The organism is Tardiphaga alba (genome assembly GCF_018279705.1).
Lineage (GTDB): Bacteria > Pseudomonadota > Alphaproteobacteria > Rhizobiales > Xanthobacteraceae > Tardiphaga > Tardiphaga alba.
The window spans coordinates 505,936-529,207 of sequence record NZ_CP036498.1; the positions used below are offsets into that span (position 1 = coordinate 505,936).

General features: G+C 61.7%; 21 protein-coding genes and 1 pseudogene. 13 read left to right on the forward strand and 9 right to left on the reverse strand.

The window, feature by feature from the left end; genetic code table 11:
- Positions 1–237: 237 nt before the first annotated feature.
- Positions 238–978: a cation transporter gene (locus RPMA_RS02440; protein ID WP_211911376.1), complete on the reverse strand. Its 741-nt coding sequence runs from the start codon at positions 976–978 to the stop codon at positions 238–240.
- Positions 979–1,040: 62 nt separating this feature from the next.
- On the opposite strand from RPMA_RS02440, the gene RPMA_RS02445 reads away from it, so the two are divergent.
- The 5 genes and pseudogenes from RPMA_RS02445 (at position 1,041) to RPMA_RS02465 (ending at position 6,970) form a co-directional block, all read left to right on the forward strand.
- On the forward strand, positions 1,041–1,487 hold the full coding sequence (locus tag RPMA_RS02445) for a MerR family transcriptional regulator (protein WP_211911377.1): 447 nt from the start codon (positions 1,041–1,043) through the stop codon (positions 1,485–1,487).
- A 59-nt stretch (positions 1,488–1,546) separates the two neighbouring features.
- A complete protein-coding gene (locus tag RPMA_RS02450) occupies positions 1,547–1,894 on the forward strand; it encodes a hypothetical protein (protein WP_211911378.1) in 348 nt (115 codons plus the stop codon).
- 96 nt (positions 1,895–1,990) lie between these two features.
- A complete protein-coding gene (locus tag RPMA_RS02455) occupies positions 1,991–2,398 on the forward strand; it encodes a FixH family protein (protein ID WP_211911379.1) in 408 nt (135 codons plus the stop codon).
- Positions 2,395–3,804 carry an efflux RND transporter periplasmic adaptor subunit gene (locus RPMA_RS02460; RefSeq protein ID WP_211911380.1) on the forward strand — a complete coding sequence of 470 codons (1,410 nt, stop codon included), beginning with the start codon at positions 2,395–2,397 and terminating at the stop codon, positions 3,802–3,804. Before RPMA_RS02455 ends, RPMA_RS02460 begins: the two co-directional genes overlap by 4 nt.
- Positions 3,801–6,970: pseudogene (locus tag RPMA_RS02465) on the forward strand (efflux RND transporter permease subunit). The gene RPMA_RS02460 and the pseudogene RPMA_RS02465 overlap by 4 nt, the downstream one beginning before the upstream one ends.
- A 44-nt stretch (positions 6,971–7,014) precedes the next feature.
- On the opposite strand, the gene RPMA_RS02470 reads toward RPMA_RS02465, so the two are convergent.
- The 6 genes from RPMA_RS02470 to RPMA_RS02490 all read right to left on the reverse strand — a co-directional run bounded on the left by RPMA_RS02470 (position 7,015) and on the right by RPMA_RS02490 (position 10,536).
- Positions 7,015–7,509, reverse strand: a complete 495-nt coding sequence (locus RPMA_RS02470) for an RES family NAD+ phosphorylase (protein ID WP_249225516.1) — start codon at positions 7,507–7,509, stop codon at positions 7,015–7,017.
- Positions 7,506–8,225 carry a hypothetical protein gene (locus RPMA_RS27920; protein WP_249225517.1) on the reverse strand — a complete coding sequence of 240 codons (720 nt, stop codon included), beginning with the start codon at positions 8,223–8,225 and terminating at the stop codon, positions 7,506–7,508. Before RPMA_RS27920 ends, RPMA_RS02470 begins: the two co-directional genes overlap by 4 nt.
- 6 nt (positions 8,226–8,231) lie before the next feature.
- Positions 8,232–8,954, reverse strand: a complete 723-nt coding sequence (locus RPMA_RS02475) for an SOS response-associated peptidase (protein WP_211911382.1) — start codon at positions 8,952–8,954, stop codon at positions 8,232–8,234.
- A 589-nt stretch (positions 8,955–9,543) separates the two neighbouring features.
- Positions 9,544–9,774, reverse strand: a complete 231-nt coding sequence (locus RPMA_RS02480) for a hypothetical protein (protein ID WP_211911383.1) — start codon at positions 9,772–9,774, stop codon at positions 9,544–9,546.
- The gene (locus RPMA_RS02485; RefSeq protein ID WP_211911384.1) at positions 9,774–9,950 is read right to left on the reverse strand and encodes a hypothetical protein; all 177 of its coding nucleotides are present in this window, start codon (positions 9,948–9,950) and stop codon (positions 9,774–9,776) included. The genes RPMA_RS02480 and RPMA_RS02485 overlap by 1 nt, the downstream gene beginning before the upstream one ends.
- A gap of 139 nt (positions 9,951–10,089) precedes the next feature.
- Complete coding sequence (locus RPMA_RS02490; RefSeq protein WP_211911385.1) at positions 10,090–10,536, reverse strand: hypothetical protein; 447 nt, start codon at positions 10,534–10,536, stop codon at positions 10,090–10,092.
- Between the two features lie 560 nt (positions 10,537–11,096).
- Here RPMA_RS02490 and RPMA_RS02495 point away from each other — a divergent pair.
- The 5 genes from RPMA_RS02495 to RPMA_RS02515 all read left to right on the forward strand — a co-directional run bounded on the left by RPMA_RS02495 (position 11,097) and on the right by RPMA_RS02515 (position 17,070).
- Positions 11,097–12,077, forward strand: a complete 981-nt coding sequence (locus RPMA_RS02495) for a hypothetical protein (RefSeq protein WP_211911386.1) — start codon at positions 11,097–11,099, stop codon at positions 12,075–12,077.
- A gap of 93 nt (positions 12,078–12,170) precedes the next feature.
- The gene (locus RPMA_RS02500; protein ID WP_211911387.1) at positions 12,171–13,172 is read left to right on the forward strand and encodes a hypothetical protein; all 1,002 of its coding nucleotides are present in this window, start codon (positions 12,171–12,173) and stop codon (positions 13,170–13,172) included.
- A gap of 13 nt (positions 13,173–13,185) precedes the next feature.
- Positions 13,186–13,797, forward strand: a complete 612-nt coding sequence (locus RPMA_RS02505) for a hypothetical protein (RefSeq protein ID WP_211911388.1) — start codon at positions 13,186–13,188, stop codon at positions 13,795–13,797.
- A 1,303-nt stretch (positions 13,798–15,100) separates the two neighbouring features.
- Entirely contained in the window at positions 15,101–16,783 is a 1,683-nt protein-coding gene (locus tag RPMA_RS02510) for an ABC transporter ATP-binding protein (RefSeq protein WP_249225518.1), read from the forward strand.
- 23 nt (positions 16,784–16,806) lie between these two features.
- Complete coding sequence (locus tag RPMA_RS02515; protein WP_211911390.1) at positions 16,807–17,070, forward strand: PqqD family peptide modification chaperone; 264 nt, start codon at positions 16,807–16,809, stop codon at positions 17,068–17,070.
- Here the strand turns inward: RPMA_RS02515 and RPMA_RS02520 are convergent.
- Complete coding sequence (locus RPMA_RS02520) at positions 17,042–17,446, reverse strand: lasso peptide biosynthesis B2 protein (protein WP_211911391.1); 405 nt, start codon at positions 17,444–17,446, stop codon at positions 17,042–17,044. The genes RPMA_RS02515 and RPMA_RS02520 overlap by 29 nt on opposite strands.
- Positions 17,447–17,548: 102 nt before the next feature.
- Here RPMA_RS02520 and RPMA_RS02525 point away from each other — a divergent pair, with 102 nt between their 5' ends.
- Positions 17,549–19,306 carry an asparagine synthase-related protein gene (locus RPMA_RS02525; RefSeq protein ID WP_211911392.1) on the forward strand — a complete coding sequence of 586 codons (1,758 nt, stop codon included), beginning with the start codon at positions 17,549–17,551 and terminating at the stop codon, positions 19,304–19,306.
- Complete coding sequence (locus tag RPMA_RS02530; RefSeq protein ID WP_211911393.1) at positions 19,303–19,710, forward strand: thermonuclease family protein; 408 nt, start codon at positions 19,303–19,305, stop codon at positions 19,708–19,710. Before RPMA_RS02525 ends, RPMA_RS02530 begins: the two co-directional genes overlap by 4 nt.
- Before the next feature lie 797 nt (positions 19,711–20,507).
- Here the strand turns inward: RPMA_RS02530 and RPMA_RS02535 are convergent.
- Positions 20,508–21,455 (reverse strand): acetamidase/formamidase family protein, encoded by a 948-nt coding sequence (locus tag RPMA_RS02535; RefSeq protein ID WP_211911394.1) that lies wholly within the window; start codon positions 21,453–21,455, stop codon positions 20,508–20,510.
- Positions 21,456–21,592: 137 nt separating this feature from the next.
- Between RPMA_RS02535 and RPMA_RS02540 the strand changes: the two genes are divergently transcribed.
- Positions 21,593–23,218 (forward strand): ABC-F family ATP-binding cassette domain-containing protein, encoded by a 1,626-nt coding sequence (locus RPMA_RS02540; RefSeq protein WP_211911395.1) that lies wholly within the window; start codon positions 21,593–21,595, stop codon positions 23,216–23,218.
- The last annotated feature ends 54 nt before the right edge of the window (positions 23,219–23,272 follow it).

The window sequence follows — 23,272 nt, forward strand, 5'->3', positions numbered from 1 at the left end:
AAAAACGAGCTCCGCTCCCCATAGGACCTTTCGAAACCTCGCCGACTTGTCCGTGAACCTGCTTGCCGCGCCTATCTGGGTCACGCGCGCGCAGTTTTGGACATGCCGGCGAGCTCGAAGTGAACAGGCCAGACGTCCATTCGCCGTGACGCCGAAGATCGATGAAGCATGGCCATTCCTGCATGCGATTTGAGGCCGTCGCGATGCTGCTATCTGATCGAGGGCCTCGAATCCCGACTAGCGTGCGGCCGCTATCGAATGCCGATCCCTAGAATATTCAGCCCAGGCTTGCTGCAGTATCTGGACCGACGAGGTCAGAAAGATTCCCGCCATCACGGCGGCGACTGCCAAGTCAGGCCAAGCACTGGCAGAGCCCCACACGCCGAGCGCGGCGACCATGACGATCACGTTCCCTATCGCGTCGTTGCGCGAGCAAAGCCAGACCGAGCGGACGTTGGCATCGCCATCCTTGTAGCGCATGAGGAGCAGCACCGACGCGAGGTTGGCGGTCAGTGCCAACATACCAATGCCGCCCATCACCTCGGCACTGGGAATGCCCAAGATGAGCGTGTGGTACACGGTGGATCCGAAGACCCACAGCGCCATGACGCTCAGGGAGAGCCCCTTGAAAAGTGCCGCCATCGACCGCGTCGCGACGCTCGATCCGATGACGGCGAGGCTGAGACCGTAAGTTATCGTGTCGCCAAGAAAGTCCAATGCATCCGCCTTCAATGCTTGGGAGCCGGCAAGCTGTCCCGCTGCCATTTCGACGAGGAACATGAGGCCGTTGATGGCGATCACGGTCCAAAGCACGCGCTTGTAGCGCGGGTCCACGCCGTCGAAGACCGGAACGCCGCCCGAGCACCCGCAGGCATTCGATCCGCACAAGCTCTCCTCGGACGGCTCCGGAACGGCTTTGGCGACGTCGATCGGCGGCGGTTGGCAGCAGCTATCGCTAGAGCAGCAGGTGTCGGACATCGATCTTCCCTTCGAAACGCCGCAAGCGTACAACCTCCAGCGACTAGAGGTTCAAGGAAAAAATGAGCTACGGGATCGGAGAAGCGTCGCGGGCGACCGGCATCAAGGTGCCGACCATCCGCTACTACGAAGGAGTCGGGCTGCTGCCCCCTCCGTCCAGAAGCGAGGGAAAGCAGAGACGCTATCAGCGTGAGGACATCGTGCGGCTGAACTTCATCCGCCACGCGCGCGATCTCGGGTTCGAGATCGGCGATATCCGCGAACTCCTGACGCTCAGCAAGCAGCCGGATCAATCGTGCGATGAAATCGACGTCATCACGCGCCGCCATCTGTCCGATGTGGAGCGGCGTATCTCCCAGCTCTCGGCTCTGCGCGCCGAACTGCTGCGGATGGTCAGCGAGTGCAGCCACGGCAGGGTGAGCGAATGCCGCGTGATCGAAACACTCTCCGAGACCGGGCGCCCCGATACGCGGGCCCGGAGAGATGGTGGCACCGATCCGGCCTTGTAGTTCCGTATTCGTGATCAGGGCGGGGTTTTCACGCGGAAGCACCCGTGGGATAGTACGGCATGGATTTCCGTAAGCTGCTCAGGCTCGTCATCGCGACATGCGTCACCATCGGGCTTTCGATGGCGCCGATGGTGACGCCTGCGGCTGCCATGGCTCGGTCCGCCGAAATGGCCGACATGACGACGATGTCCGCGGACATGCCCTGCTGCCCTTCCGAGCAGAAGCACAAGGATTGCCAGGATTGCCCCCTTCTTGCGATCTGCGTGCTGAAGACCTCCCAGGCCGGTCCCGCCTCGGCTTCGCCGTTGACGATCCGGCACCCCGTGCGGACGTCTCATATCGTTCTTGACGACCTGCTCGTCGAGGGCATCGACCGGCCCCCTCCCGACCATCCCCCTCGCGCCTGATCTGACACGCCTAATCGCCGTTTGCCGCCGCCCGTAGGGCCGGAGAGCAGACGTATGCCCACTTGCGGCAAGTTCAGATCATTCGAGGATTCCATAATGAAGACCCCAAACTTCGCATCGGCGATGCGGATGGCCCTCGCCATCTTCGCATTGGGCGGAACCGCCACGGCGGCTTTCGCCGACATCAAGGACTACAAGTTCGAACTGGTTGATCAAACGGTCAAGGCAGGTCCGGACAAGGTCATCACCGTCCGTTTGACCAACATGAAGACCGGCAAGCCGGTGTCCGACGCGGTTATCTTCGCGACCCGCCTCGACATGGCTCCTGACGGCATGCAGGAGATGGCGACGAAGATCGCACCCGTGCCGGGGGCTGAACCGGGGACGTACAAGTTCAAGGCGACGTTCGGCATGGCCGGTCGTTGGCAGCTCTCCCTCGGCGCCAAGATCCAGGGAGAGACCGGCTCGGTCGAAGACAAGTTCGTCATTACGGCTCAGAAATGAGCCGCGCCCGTATCGCATGCACAGCCGCCGCGCTCATCGCGGCGGCTGGAGCCGGAATGCTGTCCCTGCAGCAGACGCTCCCCCTCGGCCACGCCGTGGTTACTCCCGCCGCCGCGCAGGACGCGGGAGTGCCCATCTACTATCAGGATCCGGACGGCAAGCCGTCGTACTCGCTGACGCCGAAGAAGAATGCTGCGGGACGAGACTATCGCGCCGTGCCTGCCGGCGCCGACATCAGCTTCGACGAACCGGCCGAACCAGTCGCCGAGCAGGGGCAGGCCAGCGCGAGCGCCGAGCGCAAGATCAGATTCTACCGCAATCCGATGGGCCTTCCCGATACCTCGCCGACGCCGAAGAAGGACTCCATGGGGATGGACTACATCCCGGTCTACGAAGGCGAAGATACGGACGACGGCTCGGTCAGGCTCTCGCCCGTCAAGATCCAGCGCACCGGCGTCAGGACCGAACCCGCCACTCTTCGGCGGATCGTGACGACGATCCGAGCGCCCGGCACGATCCAACTGGATGAGCGCCGCGTATCCGTCATCTCTATGCGCTCGGAAAGCTGGGTTCAGAAGGTGTCGGACGTCACGACCGGTTCGAAGGTCCGCAAGGGGCAGTCTTTGATGGACATCTACAGTCCCGCCATATCCGCCGCGGCGGCTGAGTACGTCGCCACGATCACCTCGAAGGCGACCGGCGGCGACAGCGCGTACGGACGCGGGTCGCGCCAGCGCATCATGAATCTGGATGTTCCGGAGCCTGCCATCGCCGCACTGGAAAACGGCCGGTCGGTGCCGATCTCCATTCCATGGTCGGCCCCGCGCGACGGCATCGTCCTCGAGCGAAACGCGGTCGAGGGCATGCGCGCGCAGCCCGGCGACGTGCTGTTCCGGATCGCCGACCTTTCGGCGGTATGGGCGATCATCGACGTCGCCGAGCGCGACATCGGAGCCGTCTCCGTCGGCCAGCCGGTCACCGTCAGGGCGCGGGGTCTGGTCGGTAAAAAGTTCTCCGGAGTGGTCGGCGTCATCTATCCGCAGGTCAACCGGGAGACACGCACGACGCGCGTGCGCATCGAACTCGCAAACCCCGACGCGGCGCTGCTTCCGGACATGTACGTCGATGCGTCGATCGACACAGGCAATGGCGATCCGGTGGTCTCCGTACCGGAGAGCGCCGTGCTGGACACCGGCAGCCGACAGGCCGTGCTCGTCGACAAGGGCGACGGGAGGTTCGAGCCCCGTGACGTGAAGCTCGGTACCCGCGGCGGCGGCTACGTGGAGATCCGCGACGGCATCGGCGAGGCCGAACCGGTCGTCGTGTCGGCGAATTTCCTGATCGACGCGGAAAGCAACCTCAAGGCCGCTCTCAAGGGCTTTTCCGAGCAAGGAAGTCCGCAATGATCGCCCGCATCATCGCCTGGTCGGCGCGGAATCTACTGCTGGTGCTGTTCGGCACCGGCTTCGCGGCGGCCGCCGGCATCTACGCGCTCGTCCATCTTCCGCTCGACGCCATTCCCGACCTCTCGGACACCCAGGTGATCGTCTACACGGAGTATCCGGGCCAGGCGCCACAGGTGATCGAAGATCAGGTCACCTATCCGCTGACCACGGCGATGTTGACCGTTCCCAAGTCGAAGGTGGTGCGCGGCTTCTCGTTCTTCGGCGTCTCGTTCGTCTACGTCATCTTCGAGGACGGTACCGACATCTACTGGGCGCGGTCGAGGGTGCTCGAGTTCCTGAACGGTGCCGCCTCGCGCCTGCCTGCCGGCGTCACGCCGACGATGGGCCCGGATGCCACCGGCGTCGGTTGGGTCTACCAATACGCCGTCATGTCCAAGGAACTGAACCTTGCGGACACGCGTACGATCCAGGACTGGAATCTGAAGTTCGCGTTGGCCAAGGCCGAAGGCGTCGCCGAGGTCGCCAGCGTCGGCGGCTTCGTGAAGCAGTACAACGTCGTCCTCGATCCGCTGCGGATGCGCGACCTCGGCATCACCATGCAGAAGATGCGCGATGCCATCCGTGCCAGCAACGCCGACGTCGGCGGCCGCACCGTGGAGCTCTCGGAATTCGAATACGTCATCCGCGGCAAGGGCTATCTGAAATCGATCAACGACCTCGGCAACGTCGTGCTGAAGACCAACAACGGTACGCCCGTTCTGCTGCGGGACGTCGCACGCGTCGAACTAGGTCCGGACGAGCGGCGGGGCATCACCGAACTAAACGGACAAGGCGAGGTCGCCAGCGGCATCGTGCTGCAGCGTTTCGGCGTCAATGCTCTCGATGTCATCGAGAACGTCAAGAAGCGCTTCAAGGAGGTCGCGAGCAGCCTGCCGAAGTCCGTGGAGATCGTGCCGGTCTACGACCGCTCCGAGCTCATCAATGCCGCCATCGCGACCCTCAAGCACACGCTGCTCGAGGAAAGCGTGGTCGTTGCCCTCGTCTGCATCATCTTCCTGCTGCACGTCCGCAGCGCTTTGGTGGCCATACTCATGCTGCCCGTCGGCGTCCTGATGGCCTTCGGCGCCATGAAGCTGCTCGGGCTCGGCTCCAACATCATGAGCTTGGGTGGCATCGCCATCGCGATCGGCGCCATGGTCGATGCGGCCATCGTGATGATCGAGAACGCGCACAAGCATCTGGAGAAGGCGGCGACCGGCAAGTCACGTGTGGACGTCCTGATCGAGGCCGCGTCCGAGGTGGGCCCGTCGTTGTTCTTCAGCCTGCTGATCATCACCGTGTCCTTCATGCCGATCTTCACCCTGGAATCCCAGGAGGGGCGTTTATTCAGCCCGCTGGCGTTCACCAAGACGTTCGCAATGGCGGCCGCGGCAATCCTGTCGGTGACGTTGGTGCCCGCGCTGATGATCATCTTCGTCCGCGGCCGGATCGTTCCGGAACACAGGAATCCGATCAACCGCTTCCTGATCTGGATCTATCGGCCCGTCATCCAGGGCGTGCTGCGCGCCAAGACGTTTGTGATCGTGCTCGCGGTGGCCGTTCTCGCAGCCAGCGCCTGGCCTGCGAGCCGGCTCGGCACCGAGTTCATGCCCAGCCTGAACGAGGGCACGCTTATGTACATGCCGACGACGTTACCCGGCATCTCGGTGACCAAGGCCGCCGAACTGATGCAGACCCAGAACAGGATCATCAAGACCTTCCCGGAGGTCGCCTCGGTCTACGGCAAGGCCGGCCGTGCGGCGACGGCGACCGATCCGGCACCTTCCGAAATGTTCGAGACCATCATCAATCTAAAGCCCAAGGAGGCGTGGCGGGCGGGCCTGACCGTCGATGCGCTGATAGCGGAGATGGACAAGGCGCTTCAGTTCCCCGGCGTCTCCAACGCTTGGACGATGCCCATCAAGGCCCGCATCGACATGCTATCGACCGGGATCCGGACGCCGATCGGGGTCAAGGTCATAGGCACGGACCTCGTGGAGATCGACCGGCTTGCAAAGCAGATCGAGCAGATCCTCAAGACGGTCCCCGGAACGTCGTCGGCCTACGCCGAACGGGGCATCGGCGGCTACTATCTCGACGTGACTCCGGACCGAGAGGAGCTGGCGCGGTACGGCATCATGGTCCAGGACGTGCAGGACGTGATCGCGACGGCTCTGGGAGGACAGACCGTGACGACGACGGTGGAAGGGCGCCAGCGATTCACCGTCAACATGCGGTATCCACGCGATCTGCGCGACAGCCCGCAGGCCATCGCCGGCGACGTGCTCGTTCCCATGCCCGCGGGAGGAGCCGTTCCCCTCGGAGAGGTCGCCAAGATCTCGCCGGCCAGAGGACCGACGTCGATCCGGACCGAGAACGGTCAGTTGGCGACATACATCTACGTCGACATCCGCGATCGCGACCTGGGCGGCTACGTGGCCGACGCACAGCGTGCCGTCCAAGCCAGCGTCCAGTTTCCGCCCGGCTACTACGTGATGTGGAGCGGCCAATACGAATATCTCGAACGTGCCACCGCACGCCTCAAGATTGTCGTCCCGGTGACGCTACTCATCATCTTCCTGCTGTTGTATCTGAACTTCCGATCGATCTCCGACACGCTGATCGTCATGCTGTCGCTGCCGTTCGCTCTGGTCGGCGGCCTTTGGCTGATGTGGTGGCTGGGCTTCAATCTTTCGGTGGCTGTCGCTGTCGGCTTCATCGCGCTCGCCGGCGTGGCCGCCGAGACCGGCGTCGTGATGCTCATGTACCTGAACCAGGCCTTGGCCGCTCGGCAGGCGCAGCGGGACCGCGAGGGGCGGCCACTGACGCGTAACGACGTGTACGACGTCGTCATGGAAGGTGCCGTCGAGCGCGTCCGCCCCAAGATGATGACCGTCGTGGCCATCATGGCTGGGCTGCTCCCGATCATGTGGAGCACCGGAACCGGCTCCGAGATCATGCAGCGCATTGCTGTGCCGATGATCGGGGGATGGTCTCGTCGACGCTGCTGACGCTGATCGTGATTCCCGCGATCTTCGGATCGCTGAAAGGCGCGCAGGTAACGCAGCGACCGGACACACATGCCGACGCGATCGACGTCGCCCGCGACGGTCCGGTACAGCGCTGAAGGTTTTGCTGCGGTCGGAAGCGTTTGTCCGGCCGTTTGCCACGCTAGAAGGTAAGGCCGTCTACCGTGGTGTACCGCACGTCCGTCACGTCTTCCATAGACCATCCCTTGTAGGAAAGCACGAATGGCTCCGCATCGCCCACGAAACCGTCGCGGTTGAGGATAGCGATATTGCGGTTATCCGTCTTTTCGTCGCGGTGTACGGCCGATCGATAGATGATCGCGTCGCAACCGAAGAACGACTTGAGATACTCCGCGACGATCTGCGTCGCGATGTACTCGCGCTGACGTTCGTGCGGACGGACGGGCCTGCTGATCTCGGTCTGCAGTTGGGTGATGAAATCGTATCGGCTGTGTTCGACGAAGTGCCGGCGGTCTTCCGCTCGTTCATCGAAAACCGTGAAGTCGAAGACCTTGAGGGGCACGCGGGTGGTGAAAGTCCCGATCGCGATCGAGTCGCCGATACTGGGTCGAAGTTCGGCTACTACGGTTGCCTTCGAAAAGGCAGCATAGAACACCGGAATGAATTCGACATTCATCCTGCCGCCCTGCGTCCGCTCGGCCGGGGCGCCCCGAGCTTCGCCGCTCCGCTCGCATTGAGCGCCTCTTCGGTGAGATCGTCTCGCATGAGGCGGGCTCGGTACAGGACCTGGGAAGACGCGAGTTCGTACAGCGGCTTCACAGGCCCTTCGCCGTACTCCGCGGGTTCGCCGAACAGTTCGTCGAGCTTCTGCTTGATGCCGAAGAAGCGTGAGGAGAACTGCACCCGCCTGCAGAAATCCTCCCATTCGAAGAAATATCTCCTAGAGAACCAATACTCGTCCTGATCGGCCTTCTCTCGGGCCCGCGCCGCCTCGATGAGCTCAAAGTTGTGCGCGTCGGTGTAGTAGGCCTCGGCTCCCTTGGAGATATCCCTGTCCGAGACGTCCGGAAGTGCCGCAATCACCGCATCCGTCACGTCGTCGGAAGCTCCAAGTTCCTCCTCGAAGATCTCCTCAAAAGGCTGCCCCTCAGTCCCGTAATAAACGCGGTCGCTGTCGGGATCGCTGTCGACCTGGTACGTCTCGCCTCCGGGCTGATAGTTCGCCTGAAACCACCGATCGGCCTCTTCGGCCAATTCCTCGATCGTCACGCACGCGACTGATCGGTGGTCCGCATCGAAATCGCAATCGTCCGTAGCGCCGTTTTCTTCGATCCAGCCGCGAAGCGTTCCATCGGTGAGGCAGAGGGCACAGACGTTTCGATCCTCATCCATTGTCGGCTAATCCTCGCGCGGTCCGTCGGACTTCCCGCCCCGTGCCACGATCTTCAGCTTCCCGTCCGGCAGGGGGCGTTGCAATGTGCATGCCTCGTCCCAGGGTGCGCGCATCCACAAATCGATCTCTGCGGGGTTAGTCAGGATGACCGGCATCGCTGTGGGATGGATGGCTCTCAGCTCGGCGTTGGGGTCCGTCGTCAGAAAGGCGAACAGATCGTTGGTGGTCTCGCCCTCGCGCACCTTCCGGACGGATGTCCAATTCGTCCACATGCCGGCGAAGCAGACGAGGGGCCGGGTTTCGTCGAGGGCGAACCAGACGTCGCCGCCGGCGACCTTGTTGAATTCGCTGAACGACGACATCGGAACGATGCACCGGTTCTCGACGCCGAGCCATCGCTTCCAATGTTTGCTCGACGTGTTGCGGATGTTGGTCGTCCCGCTGTCGGGCTCCATCCGCAGGAGTTCCTTGAAGTCGAATTGCTTGCCCTTTGCCTCCAGCTTCGCCGCCCGCTTGGCAGTGGCGTCCATCAGCGCCTTCTGCGACGACGGCATGCCCCACCGGGCCATGGTCAGCTCGCGTCCACCGTCGCGGTTCCGGACGATAGGCGCCTGGTAGTCAGGGAAGATGCCGGGCATGGACGGCAGGTTGCCGATGCGGTCATGGGTGACGGCGAAGAGCTGCCGGATCGCGGCCTGGTTCTTGGTCATTGAGTAGAGATTGCACACGCGACCATTCTGCCGGGCGCGCCCGGCGTGGTCTACACCGATCTACTCGGGTGGGGCGTCCGTACTCCTCACCTCCGCAGCGGCGATCTGCGTCTCTATGTCGTCCGCCAATCCTCGCAAGCGTTCTTTGGTGAGAGGATCCACGGGCTCCGCGAGCATGCGGCGGGCCTGCGTGAGGCGACGGTATAGCTCTTCCAGGTCGCTCACTCTAATCTCCACCACTTGCCGCAGAGCATAGACGGCAATGTAAACGAATGGTTCAAGGCGCCGAGCGATTCACTCCGAAAGCCGTGGCGCTGGAGGATTCTGTTTCAAGCGTGCCAAAGCTATCCGCCCTGCGCGATGCGCCAGCGCCTGCGTCGCGAAGGATTCATGGGATGAGGTGACGAGCCGATCGTCGATGCGGATCTCCCACTTCCACGGTCGCGGGCCGGGAGTGCGATGTCGGACTTTCAAGGTGAACTTCAGGGAGCCGCCCTCTCGATGGGCGGGACCAGAAGATCTCATCACAGATAAACGCCAAGAACAGGGCTGTGACGTCAGCCCAACAGGCCGACGCGCGCATGGTTGCACGCGTCGAAGGAGATCGTCATCGCCCGACCGAGAACGCCGCGTTCGGATCGAGCGCGCGGATGGCCTTCTTCAGTTCGCGGGTGCCCGGAAACTTGACCCCATGGAGCCGCGCCATCTTCGTGACGCTGGTCATCCGGCGATTTAGCGCCGCAGACGCGCGCGTGAGGGATGCACCCTGCAACGCGAGTGCTTTCAACCTTGCGATGTCGGCTTCGGTCCAGACCCTGCTGCTGATAAGGCGTGCCATCACTCGACCGACTTTAGGACGCCGAGCTTCCGGTCCAGGTGCCACACCTCGACGTCGTGTCCGTTGACGAACTGGTTTGCAGCCTTGATCGCACCCTGGTCGTCGACCGCATCGAGGACCTTGAAGTCGTGGAAGTGGCCGTCCTGGCCGATGATGTATGCGCGATAATCGGACATGATGATGCTCCGGGTTATGACGGGAGCAAACGCACTCTCAGTCACCGATGGATGCCAAAATGCAGTGCGGTGATGCCTTGAGCGTATCACCGTGGAGCGGTCGAGGGTCATCTATATTTGTCTCCCGAGCCGAAACCGTTCACTCGGTAGTCATGTGCCGGGGCTTCGGAGCAAGCTGCGACAGAGTCGCAACGGGCCGCTTGCCCGCCTTCTTGCATTTCTCGCATCGAAGGCGGGTCGCCAGATCGTGCACGCACGTCGTCGGCGCGTGAGGGAGAGCGGCAAGGTCAACGTCCCGCGGCGTCCTGCAGCGGCTGCATTCGATCTGCAGCCATGGGAAGCCGCCGTTGATGGCCTGGTCGACGCCGGGCGACGGATCGATCGGCTCTCCGTCGGCCCACATCCGCTCGTTCCAGCTCTCGCACAGGAGGCGGTCGGCCTGCTTGATCAGGGCGTCGCCCTTCGCGCGCATTTCCTCGGACTGGGCTGCGAGAATACCCGTCATCCCGCGCGCAGCGCTCAGCTCCTTCTTCAAAGCCTTTCGGTCTCCTCCTGAGAGGGGCGTGGGGTGATACTTGGGAGCCATCGGGACATCCAGCGCGGTGTAGTTCAGAGCGGCAGCGGCCCAAGTTCAGGGGTCTCATAATTCGGCCAGCAGCCGTCGTCGTCCCGACTGCCCGTTCGTCGTCGGCAGCCGTCGTCCAGAAGCCGGGCCCCGACCTCTTTCCATGTCGTGTGCCGTCCGAAAAGCCGGACCGCGTCAGCCGTCTGGATTTCGACGACACGCTCGCAGCGTCGGCAACTGACGCGCAGCACGTGTCGAGGGATATCCGACAGCCTTCGTTGCTGGATAGGCACGCCGGACGGCCTGGCGTCGGCGTAGGGATCGTTCAACACCGAGTTCCAGTATTCGGGTGGCATCTCGTCAGCGGTCCCCGCCGGGGGCGTCTGAGACGGCTCTCTACCGACGGGCAGTCTAAGTCTCGCCATTTGTTTTTCAGTGGGCATGCGCCAGCTCGCGGGATGATCCTTCATGGCCACGAGTAGAACATAAGAAGAACAAATGTCGAGTCAGAATTCGCCATATGGTGGATAGAGCGGCCGCGCCACTTGCGGATGAAACTTCGGCTAAGCTTACTTGTGCTGATGCAAGATCCCGTCACCCACAACGCAGTCCGTTTCCTTGAGACGCTAAGGCGATCGGATCTATCCGCGCTGCTATTTCATGCCGAGATCACCGTAGGCACGACTGGGACGTCGCTCGTCGTGGTCGTACGATCGCCACGACCATTTTCGGACGCGCTGGAGGTCCTGCCCCCGCATGATCGCCAAAGAATTGCCCAGGCGGCCGTCAGCAATCGCCCGAGTGCGCGCGCGCCTGCGGATATCATCGTTAGACATGTGGGGGACGTCATCGACGGCCATGGCGCCCTCCTGCCCGATCTGATCATTCACCGCGACATGATGATTTCGGTCGCGACGGGCGGGCGCACTATTCAGGATGTCGACGACTACTACGTCGCTCGCCAGGTGTGGATTTCTGACGCCTGCGCAGCCGCCGGAATTGCGTACGAAAACCCGCACAACGGGCTGTGGGAATGGTACAATTTCTGGAAGGCACACTTCGCGACTTATGCCGAACGTCGCGAATACGTTCGCAAACTGTTTGCAGCTCCGATAGCAGCGGCGTCCGCAAGGATCGCGTCTCCGAGCCCCGTATCGGAGCGCGAGCCGACAGGCTGGGAGCGCGTCGACCGCGCGTTGGGCAACGCCAAAACCCAGCTCGCCAGGGCTTCGACGGAAGAAGAATGGCAGGCCGTTGGCCTGGTTTGCCGCGAGGTCTTAATCTCGCTTGCTCAAGCGGTTTTCGATCCCGAGGTCCATCAACCGACAGACGGCATAGCGCCCAGCGCAACCGATGCGAACCGGATGACGGAGGCCTACCTGCAGCACGTCTTTCCGGGCGAAAGCTACAAGGAAGTTCGCGGGCACGCCCGCGCCGCACTCGCACTTGCGCTGAACCTGCAGCACCGTCGCACCGCGACACGCCAACTGGCGGCCCTATGCCTGGAAGGCACATCGTCGGCGGTCGCAGTGATTTCGATCATCGCCGGGCGGACGGTATGATGCAGGAGGGAATGAAGTCGAGACATACGTCTATCGGCACGGTCAGGCGTTTGAAGGGTGTGGTTGCCGATACGACGTTGGGGAGATGACATCGTGAATCCTAAAGCACCTTCGCTTTATGCCCGCATTCAGGCGCATGGTACGCTGACCGAGAGTCCCCGCGACGTGCCAGACGCCCGTTTCGCGTTGCCCTCGACGATCAATTGGATGCGCGCGCTGGCGATTCTTTGCGGGGATCGCGGCGTCGATTTCGCGACAGCGAAAGTCTTCTACGTGAAGACGCAGGCACGGCAGATGCCGGAAGCCGAAGTCAATACCGTTTCGGAGCAGCTCCTGTTCGCGCTGAACCAGATCGCAGCCTTGCGGGCCATGTCCGCGGCTCCCAACAAGGCGGATGTCGCCAGAGCCGCCATCATCGCTTGGTACTACGGCGTCTACAGCGCCGCATCGGCGATGACCGCCGCAATGGACGGATCCTTTCAGGACAATCACACAGAGACGGCACGCAAGTGGGACGAGCGATTTCCCGCGAACGGCATGGCGATGGCTCCGTTTGCCGATCGCCTCACGAACCTGGTTTCCGACAACATAAAGGCCGAACTCGCACCGTTGAAATCCAGAGGCGTGCATTCTCTGGTCAACAAGCCGACCGAGCCTTCGGAGGCAGGGGGCTGCTGCACTGAGTATCTTTCCGGCACCGCACGGTGGCAGCAGTGGAATGTCGACGAACGGATCAAGGCAGGACGGCAGTTCAAGGAACTAGGAGTTGCTGATTTCCGGACGAAGGCAGCCCGCGAGATCCGGGATGCCGCTTATGCAAAGAATGGCATAGCCTTCCTGCATCAGGCTTCCAGGTATCGAACAAAGGCAAACTATCGAGACGCGATCTTTCTCGCCTACGGGGTGTCTGTTCCAGCGTTGCTGACGGACTTCGTCGAAGATCTTATGGTTGTGCTGGAGGCATTCGCGGCGATGGCCGGAGGCTACTGTTCGGTCAGATTGGGACGTGCCAGATGGGACGAGTTCGTCGGCGACCTCGAGCTCAAGCGAGCGGTTTCGGTGTCACCAAACGATATTTGGCCCCGCGCGGGGTAAGAAGGAGGCCGGTGTGGCGCAGCATGAATCCTTCGATGCCATTCTGAACCGCGAATTCAGATGGCCCAGAGCCGGCGATCTGCCGTTCACTCAATCCAAGGACTGGAGCGCCAACGCCTATATCGATCGCCAAGGCCACGGCCGTCTTGTCCTGATGATCATGGGATACAAGAAGGCAGCGGATTTGATGGTCGAAAAGGCAAATGAAGAGCGGATCGACCGCGACACGCTCATCTTTCCGATCATGTTTAACTATCGTCAGTTTATCGAACTGTCCTTGAAGCACTTGATTTCACAGTACGGTCCAACGGTGGGCATCGCCGCCAACTGGCAGAGCCACGACCTGCATTTCCTTTGGAAGGTGTTCGTCGATGTTCTGACCGACTACGGACACGGGGCCCAGGAGGAGGCGGATACGGCTGTCGCAAGCATCATCACCGAATTCGCCAAGGTCGATCCGAACTCGTTTTCCTACCGATACCCGGTCGACCGCCAGGGTCGCCCCATCCTGCTGCCGAGCCAAGGAGTGGATCTCACCGCGCTTTCGGACGTCATGAAGGGCGTCGACGGCTACTTCACCGGCTGTGACGGGTATCTCGATCATCTGCAGAGCGCCGGCCCGTGATCCGCGTTTATTCGTGTGGCCGGCGGCCGGCAAAGGTGGTACACAATGGTGGTCGCAAACAGTCATCTGCCTTTGCAGGAATGCCGGATTTCTTGGGGTTTTCGCTAGGACGACGTTTCGGATTGAGGAATCCCCCCCTCTCCGCCAGCCAGCCTGAAAAGCTCATATTTTTCAAAATCATCTGATCGGCCGCCATCCGCGTCCAGCTTGGACGCGTGGTGGCGCTGTATGGCTGTTTCCGCGGCGACGTCATCCGCGATGGCAGGGCGGTGCCAGCAAAACTTGCGGTCGCCGTATGACCCCACGGGGGGCGGCTGTAGAAGCTTGGTGTGGATCCCGGTCGCTGTGGCGGAGAGCAGTCCTTCACGCTTCGCGGGCAGCATTCGCAGGCCGTGCGTCAGATGGCGTGAGGCGTCGTGCCATGTCCTCATCTTGACGGAGTTGCCGCGTTTTCCGCCGGTGTCCAGAACGCACAAGTGAACAATCCATCAAAAGCTTTGGTGTCGTTACGGTGCGCATCGTTGCGTCGATCCGTTCTGTCCGTGCGATGGATGCGAGGTCGCGGTCGCAATCATCAAATTGGTGCGTGAGCGAGTGGCGCTTGATGTTTGAGATGTTGTTAAACGCGCACTCCAGTTGATATCGTCCGGCCTTTGTTCAGCCGTGAGTGACCCTAGAATGTGTATCAGCACGATTTCAGGATCAGGACCCGTGGACTTGGAAAACCAGAAGCGCAATAGTTTAGCGTCTGTCCGAAGATAACGCTTCCTTCAAATTGAGGATTACTTTGGTCTTCTTGGCAGGCAATTTCAGTTGGCGCTCCGAAGGCGCTATTTTTTCAAGGGAGAATATTGTGAAGAAGTATGAGAAGCCCGCTCTTGTTCAACTCGGCAAGATGGATCTGATCAAGTCGAATTCGACCGGTCCGAGCACCGACGGCAAGAAGTATTCCGGCTTTTTCAAGTAAGTAGCCGAATGCGACATGCCGTTTGTGCGGCATGTCGCGCTTTCCCTGGAAGACTGTAGTTAGCGAACAGCCTGCTTTGGCGAGGCCATGGACTATGTTTGCGTTGGTGAATGATTCAAAATCCGGGCTTTCGCCCCTCCGGGATCGCGAGATGCCCACGCGGCGCGATGTCCGTTAATGGTCTGGTTGCGGCGTCCGGTCATCACTGCTCCGCCACCGCCGGCGGTCCCGCCGGCCTCATTGTTCGGCTTTTGCTACTATTTTCTCGCCGAGCATCGCACGATTTTTCTTTGGCTTTTCCTTTGTGGCCTCGGCGTCGCCTGTGCAGACGCGCTCGTGGCCGTGTTTATCGGGAAGATGGTGGGCTTCGTCGGGCAGGCCGATCGCTGGGCCGCCTGGCATGAGCGCTGGCCGGTCCTGCTCATCCTGCTGCTCGTGATCGGTTTGGTCCGGCCATTCGTTATCTGGATCGATCTGCGCCTGAGAAACGCCTTTCTCATTCCCGGTGTCACCTCGCGCATGCGCTGGATCAGCTATTGGCGCGTCACGCGTCAGAGCTGGAGCTTCTTTCAGGGAGATTCGCCGGGCCGGCTTGCGCACTGGGTCATGCAGACACCCGGGGCGCTACGCGAAGTGGCCGAAGCCACGATCCGTGCCGTTTGGTATCTGTCGATGTATGGCCTGATGAGCATGGTGTTGCTCGGAAGCGCCGACTGGCGTCTGACCTTGCCGGTTCTGGCATGGTTCGCCGGATTCGCGCTGCTTCTGCGTGCTTTCGTGCCGCGTTTGCGGAGCAGGGCCGACGAGAATGCCGAGCGATATTCCCGCCTGATGGCGGAGCTGGTCGATGCCTACGGAAATATTCTGACCGTCAAGCTGTTTGGCGTGGCGGCGACGGTGGATGGGCCGGTTCGCAAGGCACTGCTGGCGCATGACGACGCGCAGGCCCGCCATATGGAAATCGTCACCGGCTTCATGACGCGGCTCACGCTTCTCAATACCATGCTTCTGCTGGGAACAGCGGCGATCGGTGCGTTCCTTTGGCTGCATCAGGCGATTTCGGCGGAAGCCGTTGCCATGGCGCTACCGCTGGTCTGGCAGGTCGCCAATACCGGTGGCTGGGTCGCCTGGGAAGTCGCCGGCATCTACCAAAATCTCGGTGAAATCCGGCAAGGAATGTCGGTGATCGCGGCGCCCAATGACAGGACAGACGACGACGCGGCACCATCCCTTGAAGCAAAGCGGGGGCGCGTCGCTTTCGACCGGATCAGCTTCGGATACGCCAACCGGCCGCCCGTTTTTCAGAACTTTAGTCTCGACATAGCTCCGGGGGAAAAACTCGGCATCGTTGGCCGATCTGGCGCCGGAAAATCCACGCTGGTGGCGCTACTCCTGCGGCTCGTGGATATACAGTCCGGCACTATCCGTATCGACGGGCAGGATATTCAGACGGTGTCTGCAGAGAGCCTGCGCGCGCGGATTGGCGTTGTCACGCAGGATGTCTCGCTGTTTCACCGCTCGATCCGCGACAATCTTCTTTGCGGCAAGCCCGATGCATCGGATGCAGAGTTGCTGGATGCGCTGGATCGCGCGCAGGCATCAGCGTTCGTTGCTGCCATCAAGGATGAGGACGGCCATGGCGGCCTCGATGCCATCGTGGGGGAGCGCGGCGGCAAGCTCTCGGGCGGACAGAGGCAGCGCCTGATGCTCGTTCGGGCGCTGATCAAGGATGTGCCCATCGTCATCCTCGATGAGGCGACATCTGCGCTCGACAGCGAGGCCGAGCAGGCGATCGGTGCCGAGCTGGACACGTTGCTGGCAGACAAGACCGTGATTAGCATCGCTCACCGGCTGTCGGCATTGGTGCGCATGGACCGCATTCTGGTCATCGACGAGGGCCGCGTGATCGAGCAGGGCACCCACAGCGGGCTGCTGTCACAGAATGGACTCTATGCGCGACTCTGGCGTCAGCAGACTGCGATGTCGCACGACGACGTGACGCTCTCGCCAATCAATTAGCCATTTTGCAGAAAGGAATTTTGATGCGCATCGAATTGACGCCCGGCACCAGCCTTACGACCATCGAAGGAAAAAGCGTGCTGTTCTCGGTCCGGACGGGGGAGTCCTACGGGCTTAACGACACCGCAGCGGAGATGCTGAAGCGCGGGCTGGAAGGTGGCGTCGATCACGCTGTCGCGTGGTTCGCTGAGAACTATGACGCGCCCGCCGCAGAGATCCGGAGCGACATCGACGAACTCACGCGCGACCTCGTGCGTGTCAAGCTGGCTCGGATTGTTGCAGGCTGAGGCCCGGCCATGGATCATAGGTGGCTACGACGGTGAAGTCCTCCATTCCCGGTGTCGTCACGAACATGTCGGTGCCGCAGGTCACCCAGGCATGGCCGGATAGTGGCGACAGGCGCATGCCGATCCGGAGGGTTGCGGGATGGCCGTGACGGTTGAGGCTGAACCATACGACGATTGCCTGATCGAGACATTCGATGCGCATCGGCAGAACATTCAGACCCTGCAGCGCTCGCGCGGCAATCGTCTGTGCGCTCAGGTCACCAGCGCGTGCGCCGGCTCTCATTCGTTCGCCCACCCAGTGAAACATGCGGACAGTGCGGTCGATGCCCAACAGCTTCGTTGAAAAATGCGACAACGACAGAACTACGGCACTCATCTCGATGCGTCCCTTCCCGATCCATTCTTTACAGCTAACTGGCCTCGCCCGGGAGATGCAATGACCACTTTAGACACTGGCGAGGCGGATCGGCCGATCGGCATGCGTGGTGACCCGACGACGTCATCAATCGCGGTATCGCTGGCATGGCGTGAGGGGACGATCCAGATCGAAGGTATCGTTCAGAGGGTAGAAGGAGACGTTGGGCCAGAGGCATTGTTGCGTCTTGTCCAGATCGTCGATCGCGACGGCCCGGCGGCTCTGGCGCGTGTCGAAGGTGACTTCGTCGCGTTGGTGCGAGGACGAGACACCCTTCATGCCTTCAAGAGCTTTACATCGCAGTTCCAGATTTACTACCGGGAAGCCGACGGGCTGGTTGCCAATCGTTTGTTCGCCTTCTGGGATACAGCAACTACGGAGTGGAACGAGGACTATTTCGCGCGTCATGTCCTGATCGTGCCGGGCTATCAGTTCTTTTCGCAGGATACACCTCTCAAAGGTGTCCTGCGTGTCCGGCCCGGCGAGCTTGTGTCGATCGGCGCAAGCATGGCGCGCCAGCAACTCGTGCGTCGCAACTATGCCTATCTCCTTGATCCCGACCAGCGCCGCGAAGATGTGGCGGAGCGAGTACTCCATCTGCTGCGTGATGCGATCAAGACCCGGATCGCGGCGCGCCCCCATGCGCGCATCTGCGTCGAGATCTCGGGAGGGTTGGATTCGTCGTTCATTGCATGTTTGCTCGGCGAGCAGATATCGAGCGGCATCCGTGGCGTGATGTTCTCGCAGCCGAACCTGCCGTCGCACGCGGTCAGCGAGCGATATGCACGCGATGTCGCAGACCGCTACGGCATTGACCTCACGGTGCTGCCCCCGGAGGCGCTTCCTGTCGGGACGCCGGACGTGCCCTGCTATTCGGACGAGCCCAGTGATTTTTTCTGGTTCGGTGACATCTTCTCGCGCGCGGTCGCAGAACTTGCGGAGCCGCATGCCTATGTTTTCACTGGCTTCGGCGCCGATCAGCTTTTTCTCCGCGCCCCGGCGTTTCTTCCCTATCTGCTGAAGCGCAAGGAATATCGTGCGTTCCGGAATGCTTTGCCGGAGGCAAGTCGGCTGTTGGCGCGAGGGCAGGTCAGCGTCGCCTGGCAAAGCCTCGTTTGCCAGCTTCCAGCTGAATTGCATCGCGCGCTGCAACAGAGCTGGCTCTCGCGCGGCTGGAATCCGTGGGATGTGAGCGACGTGAGCATGGAGCGTACGCTGACCAGCGACGTTCCATGGTTGCGATGTGGACGAAGCCTCACGCATTATTCGCTTGAACGGCATCAGAACGAGACGGCCTTCGCTGGCAACGGAATTATCTGTGACGACTGGGGATATTTCTCGGCGCCGCGCGCGGTGACGCAACCGCATTTCGACAGCAAGTCGCTTGTCGATGCGTCGCCGTTCTGCGATCTGCCATTGCTCGATTTCGTCTACGATGACGTCAGCGCGTTGCTGATCCACGATTTTGGCGGGCGCTATAAGGAGCTGCTGCGCGAGGCTCAGAAAGGCGTCGTGCCGGAGGGTTTGCGTGCACGTCAGAACGATACGTTCGTCTTCAATTCATTTCAGATGAATTATGTGGATTCTGAAAAAGAGCGCCTCTTCGGTCTGCTTGACGAAGTTGACGAGGCATGGATCGACGTCAAAGGCGCGCGCTACGCACTTCAGCAGTTGTCATTCGGCGTCACATCGAGCTCGACGCGCTCCGTGGTGGCTCTGATGGGTTATCTGCAGTGGCGAAGATCATTCGTGGCGCATGCCATGGGGCCGCGGGATCACAATTGCTATGGGCTTTTCCAGCAGAAGCGGGACTGGACATGAAATTGACGCACGCTCGCATCCTGTCCATCGGTCTGTTCGGCTGGCTTGTTGGCGTGGCTCCGACTGCTGCCGCAGACGTTCAAGTCATCGATGGTGGCTCGCTCGTTCTGAACGGCCGTACGGTTCGGCTTTGGGGGATCGAGGCGCCGCCCGCTACAGAGGTTTGCGTCACGACAAGCGGACGTTCCTGGCCATGTGGTCAACGTGCACATGCCGAGCTTCGGTCCGCTTTGCAGGACGGGGTGGTCGTCTGCCAGCCGAAAGCGCCCGGTTTTGAGGTGTGTCGCATTGCCGGCCTCGATGTCGGTGCCTTGCTGGTCAAGGAAGGCCTCGCCAAAGCGCGCGACGATTATCGGGAGCTCGAGGCGCGTGCCCGCCAGGCGCGTGTCGGGCTCTGGGAATGATGTGCATCTCCCGAATCTTGCTGGGGATGCTGCTGATCGTATCGACCGGCGGCTGCACGTCGCGCATGATCAATGACCGGCACGATGCCTTCTGTCGGTTGCAAGGGACCGAGCCCGGCTCAAAGGCTTATTTCCAATGCCGTCTCAAAGAGGCGATCAACTAGGACGGTTGGTGTTCACCGGTCTCGCGATGCCGCATGTGGGAGCGGGCATCATCGGGCGTCGCAGGGAGCAAGGCCGCCCAGCGCAACTCGGTCTCGATCACCGGCCACGGTCCTGCGATCGTCGTGACGAATTCCGCAGTGTCTGCAGCGCTCTTCGGCAAGCTGATCCACAGCAGAAAGTGCCCGTTTCCGGTCCGTAGGGCAGCCCCGTCGTCTCCGAACCGTGCGTGAAAGCACGGTAGCGAGTCCCAATGCATGGGAAGCAGCGCTTGTTGCTGCAAAGGCAATTCCCGGCCTGTTCGAAACAGTCGTCGATACCAGGGCATGCGATCTCGAAGAGGCTTGCTAACAAGCGTTACAGCACCGGTCCGGGAAAGATACTCTATCGCACGCCTCAACAGCTCTTCGGCAGCCCGGTCCCACGCAGCGTCATTATCTCCAAATAGGGTGAAACCAGCCTCCTTGAAGCAGACATCGTGGTTCACTGGAGCTGGCCAGACGGCCAATAGGCGGCAGTTGGGAAAAGCCATGGCCTTGGCATCGTCGGACGATACTGGCGACCAGTGGATCTGAAACGACGGCGGGATAGCAGGCTGCACGGGCGCCAGGATCGGACTTGCCATTAGTTGTGGGTCACCGCTTCGCTTGTGCGATGACGTCCAGCGGCAACACCACGTGAATGCTCTTCTCGATATTGACGAGCTGGGTGACGCGGACATCGGCGGCGAGGCTACAGAGCATGTAGGCGTCTTCTGCCGACAGCGTCGTCCGGGCGACGATCATCGCCACCATGCGGCGGAGCGCGATGCGGGCGGCTTCGTCCAGATCGGGATCGAAGGCCATTGTGATCAGGTGATCCTTCGTCTCGGCATAGGGCGCTTCGAGCTTCGCGTTCTTGACGAGGTCGATCTTGAAGGTGCCGGTGAGGCCGGTCTCGACCGCAGTGACGCAGACTTCGCCATCGCCTTGCACGGCGTGTCCGTCACCGCAGGAGAACAGCCCGCCTACGGTCCAGACCGGAAGATAAAGCACGCTGCCGGCACCGAGCTCCTTGTTGTCGATATTGCCGCCGAAATGCGATGGCATGGTCGAGGAGGCGCGGCCGACCTCCGGCTTCGGCGCGGTACCCATCACGCCGAAGAAGGGCTGCGCCTTCAGCGTGATGCCCCATGGCGTCTTGACGATGTTGTTGGTGCGGTCGAGCCCGATATGGATGCGGCGGAAATAGTCGAAATCGTCGGGCAGGGTACCCATGCCCGGGCGGAACAGCATGTAGCCCCAGTCATCGGCGAGCTGGACATCCTGGATCTCGATGCGCAGCGCATCGCCGGGTTCGGCGCCGCGCACGGCCACCGGGCCCGTCAGAATATGCGGTCCGAGATCGGGTTTTACGGAGGCGATAACGGCCAGCAGTTCCGGGCGCGGCGTCATGCTGGCGTCTGTCGGGAGGTGGTCCTGATTGCCGCTGACGCTGGTCATGACGACTGTCTCGCCAGGCTCGATGGTGGCGATCGGCGCCTGTTTGGCGTCGAAATAGCCCCAATGCACGGTGGCGGGTGTCGGCTGAATGGTCTGCGTCATGGATGGCCCCCTCATTCCTGAGTTACCGGCGCAGCATAGCCGCCCAATCGGCGTTTGCAGCGCAAAATATCCTTTCGCGGGGTGGCCCGATGCCTTATTGCGGGGCCTTCCCATTTGCCCCGCGAGTTCGCCTGCCCATGATCCGCCTCGACAATATCAGCAAGCAGAACGGTCATCAGATCGTCTTCATCGAAGCCGCCGGCGCGCTGCTGAAGGGCGAGAAGATCGGTCTCGTCGGCCCCAATGGCTCCGGCAAGACCACGCTGTTCCGGCTGGTCACCGGCCGCGAGCTGCCGGACGAAGGCCAGGTGGTGGTCGAGCGCGGCGTCACCATCGGCTATTTCAGTCAGGATGTCGGCGAGATGTCCGGCCACAGCGCGGTGGCCGAGGTGATGGAAGGCGCCGGCCCGGTGAGTGTCGTCGCCTCCGAGCTGAAGGAACTGGAAGCGGCCATGGCCGATCCGGACCAGATGGACAAGATGGACGAGATCATCGCCCGCTACGGTGAGGTGCAGGCGCGCTTCGAGGAGCTCGATGGCTACGCGCTGGAAGGCCGCGCACGCGAGGTGCTGGACGGCCTGTCCTTCTCGCAGGAGATGATGGACGGCGATGTCGGCAAGCTCTCGGGCGGCTGGAAGATGCGCGTGGCGCTGGCGCGCATTCTGCTGATGCGCCCGGATGTGATGCTGCTCGACGAACCGTCGAACCATCTCGATCTCGAAAGCCTGATCTGGCTCGAAGGATTCCTGAAAGGTTATGAAGGCGCGCTGCTCATGACCTCGCATGACCGCGAATTCATGAACCGCATCGTCACCAAGATCATGGAGATCGATGGTGGTTCGCTGAATTCCTATTCCGGCGACTACGAGTTCTATGAGGCGCAGCGCGCCATGAACGAGAAGCAGCAGCAGGCGCAGTTCGAGCGTCAGCAGGCGATGCTCGCCAAGGAAATCAAGTTCATCGAGCGCTTCAAGGCGCGCGCGTCGCATGCGGCGCAGGTGCAGAGCCGGGTCAAGAAGCTCGACAAGATCGAGCGGGTGGAGCCGCCGAAGCGCCGCGAGACCGTGGCCTTCGACTTCCTGCCGGCGCCGCGTTCGGGTGAAGATGTCGTTGCGCTGAAAGGCGTCAACAAGGCCTATGGCAGCAAGGTGATCTATGACGGGCTGGACTTCATGGTCCGCCGCAAGGAGCGCTGGGCCATCATGGGCATCAACGGCGCCGGCAAGTCGACGCTGCTGAAGCTGGTGGCGGGTGCATCCGAGCCCGACACGGGATCGGTGACCATCGGTGGCAGCGTGAAAATGGGCTATTTCGCCCAGCACGCGATGGACCTGCTCGATGGCGAGCGCACCATCTTCCAGAATCTCGAAGATACGTTTCCGCAGGCGGGGCAGGGCACCTTGCGTGCGCTGGCCGGCTGCTTCGGCTTTTCCGGCGACGATGTGGAGAAGCGCTGCCGCGTGCTGTCAGGCGGCGAGAAGGCACGCCTGGTGATGGCCAAGATGCTGTTCGATCCGCCGAACTTTCTGGTGCTCGACGAGCCGACCAACCACTTGGACATGGCCACCAAGGAAATGCTGATCAAGGCGCTCGCGGATTTCGAAGGCACCATGCTGTTCGTGTCGCATGACCGCCACTTCCTGGCGGCGCTGTCGAACCGCGTGCTCGAACTGACGCCGGATGGCATTCATCAATATGGCGGCGGCTATACGGAATATGTCGAGCGCACCGGTCAGGAAGCGCCGGGGCTGCATCCGAACTAAGCGCGCTTGCTTCCTTCTCCCCGCATCTTGCGCGGGGAGAAGGTGGCCGCGCGA

What these genes read in the sequence shown, in the direction of transcription:
- RPMA_RS02440 (WP_211911376.1), bottom strand. Translation starts at nt 978, where the DNA reads ATGTCCGACACCTGCTGCTCTAGCGATAGCTGCTGCCAACCGCCGCCG.
- RPMA_RS02445 (WP_211911377.1), top strand. Translation starts at nt 1,041, where the DNA reads ATGAGCTACGGGATCGGAGAAGCGTCGCGGGCGACCGGCATCAAGGTG.
- RPMA_RS02450 (WP_211911378.1), top strand. Translation starts at nt 1,547, where the DNA reads ATGGATTTCCGTAAGCTGCTCAGGCTCGTCATCGCGACATGCGTCACC.
- RPMA_RS02455 (WP_211911379.1), top strand. Translation starts at nt 1,991, where the DNA reads ATGAAGACCCCAAACTTCGCATCGGCGATGCGGATGGCCCTCGCCATC.
- RPMA_RS02460 (WP_211911380.1), top strand. Translation starts at nt 2,395, where the DNA reads ATGAGCCGCGCCCGTATCGCATGCACAGCCGCCGCGCTCATCGCGGCG.
- RPMA_RS02470 (WP_249225516.1), bottom strand. Translation starts at nt 7,509, where the DNA reads ATGAATGTCGAATTCATTCCGGTGTTCTATGCTGCCTTTTCGAAGGCA.
- RPMA_RS27920 (WP_249225517.1), bottom strand. Translation starts at nt 8,225, where the DNA reads ATGGATGAGGATCGAAACGTCTGTGCCCTCTGCCTCACCGATGGAACG.
- RPMA_RS02480 (WP_211911383.1), bottom strand. Translation starts at nt 9,774, where the DNA reads ATGGCACGCCTTATCAGCAGCAGGGTCTGGACCGAAGCCGACATCGCA.
- RPMA_RS02485 (WP_211911384.1), bottom strand. Translation starts at nt 9,950, where the DNA reads ATGTCCGATTATCGCGCATACATCATCGGCCAGGACGGCCACTTCCAC.
- RPMA_RS02490 (WP_211911385.1), bottom strand. Translation starts at nt 10,536, where the DNA reads ATGGCTCCCAAGTATCACCCCACGCCCCTCTCAGGAGGAGACCGAAAG.
- RPMA_RS02495 (WP_211911386.1), top strand. Translation starts at nt 11,097, where the DNA reads ATGCAAGATCCCGTCACCCACAACGCAGTCCGTTTCCTTGAGACGCTA.
- RPMA_RS02515 (WP_211911390.1), top strand. Translation starts at nt 16,807, where the DNA reads ATGCGCATCGAATTGACGCCCGGCACCAGCCTTACGACCATCGAAGGA.
- RPMA_RS02520 (WP_211911391.1), bottom strand. Translation starts at nt 17,446, where the DNA reads ATGAGTGCCGTAGTTCTGTCGTTGTCGCATTTTTCAACGAAGCTGTTG.
- RPMA_RS02525 (WP_211911392.1), top strand. Translation starts at nt 17,549, where the DNA reads ATGCGTGGTGACCCGACGACGTCATCAATCGCGGTATCGCTGGCATGG.
- RPMA_RS02530 (WP_211911393.1), top strand. Translation starts at nt 19,303, where the DNA reads ATGAAATTGACGCACGCTCGCATCCTGTCCATCGGTCTGTTCGGCTGG.
- RPMA_RS02535 (WP_211911394.1), bottom strand. Translation starts at nt 21,455, where the DNA reads ATGACGCAGACCATTCAGCCGACACCCGCCACCGTGCATTGGGGCTAT.
- RPMA_RS02540 (WP_211911395.1), top strand. Translation starts at nt 21,593, where the DNA reads ATGATCCGCCTCGACAATATCAGCAAGCAGAACGGTCATCAGATCGTC.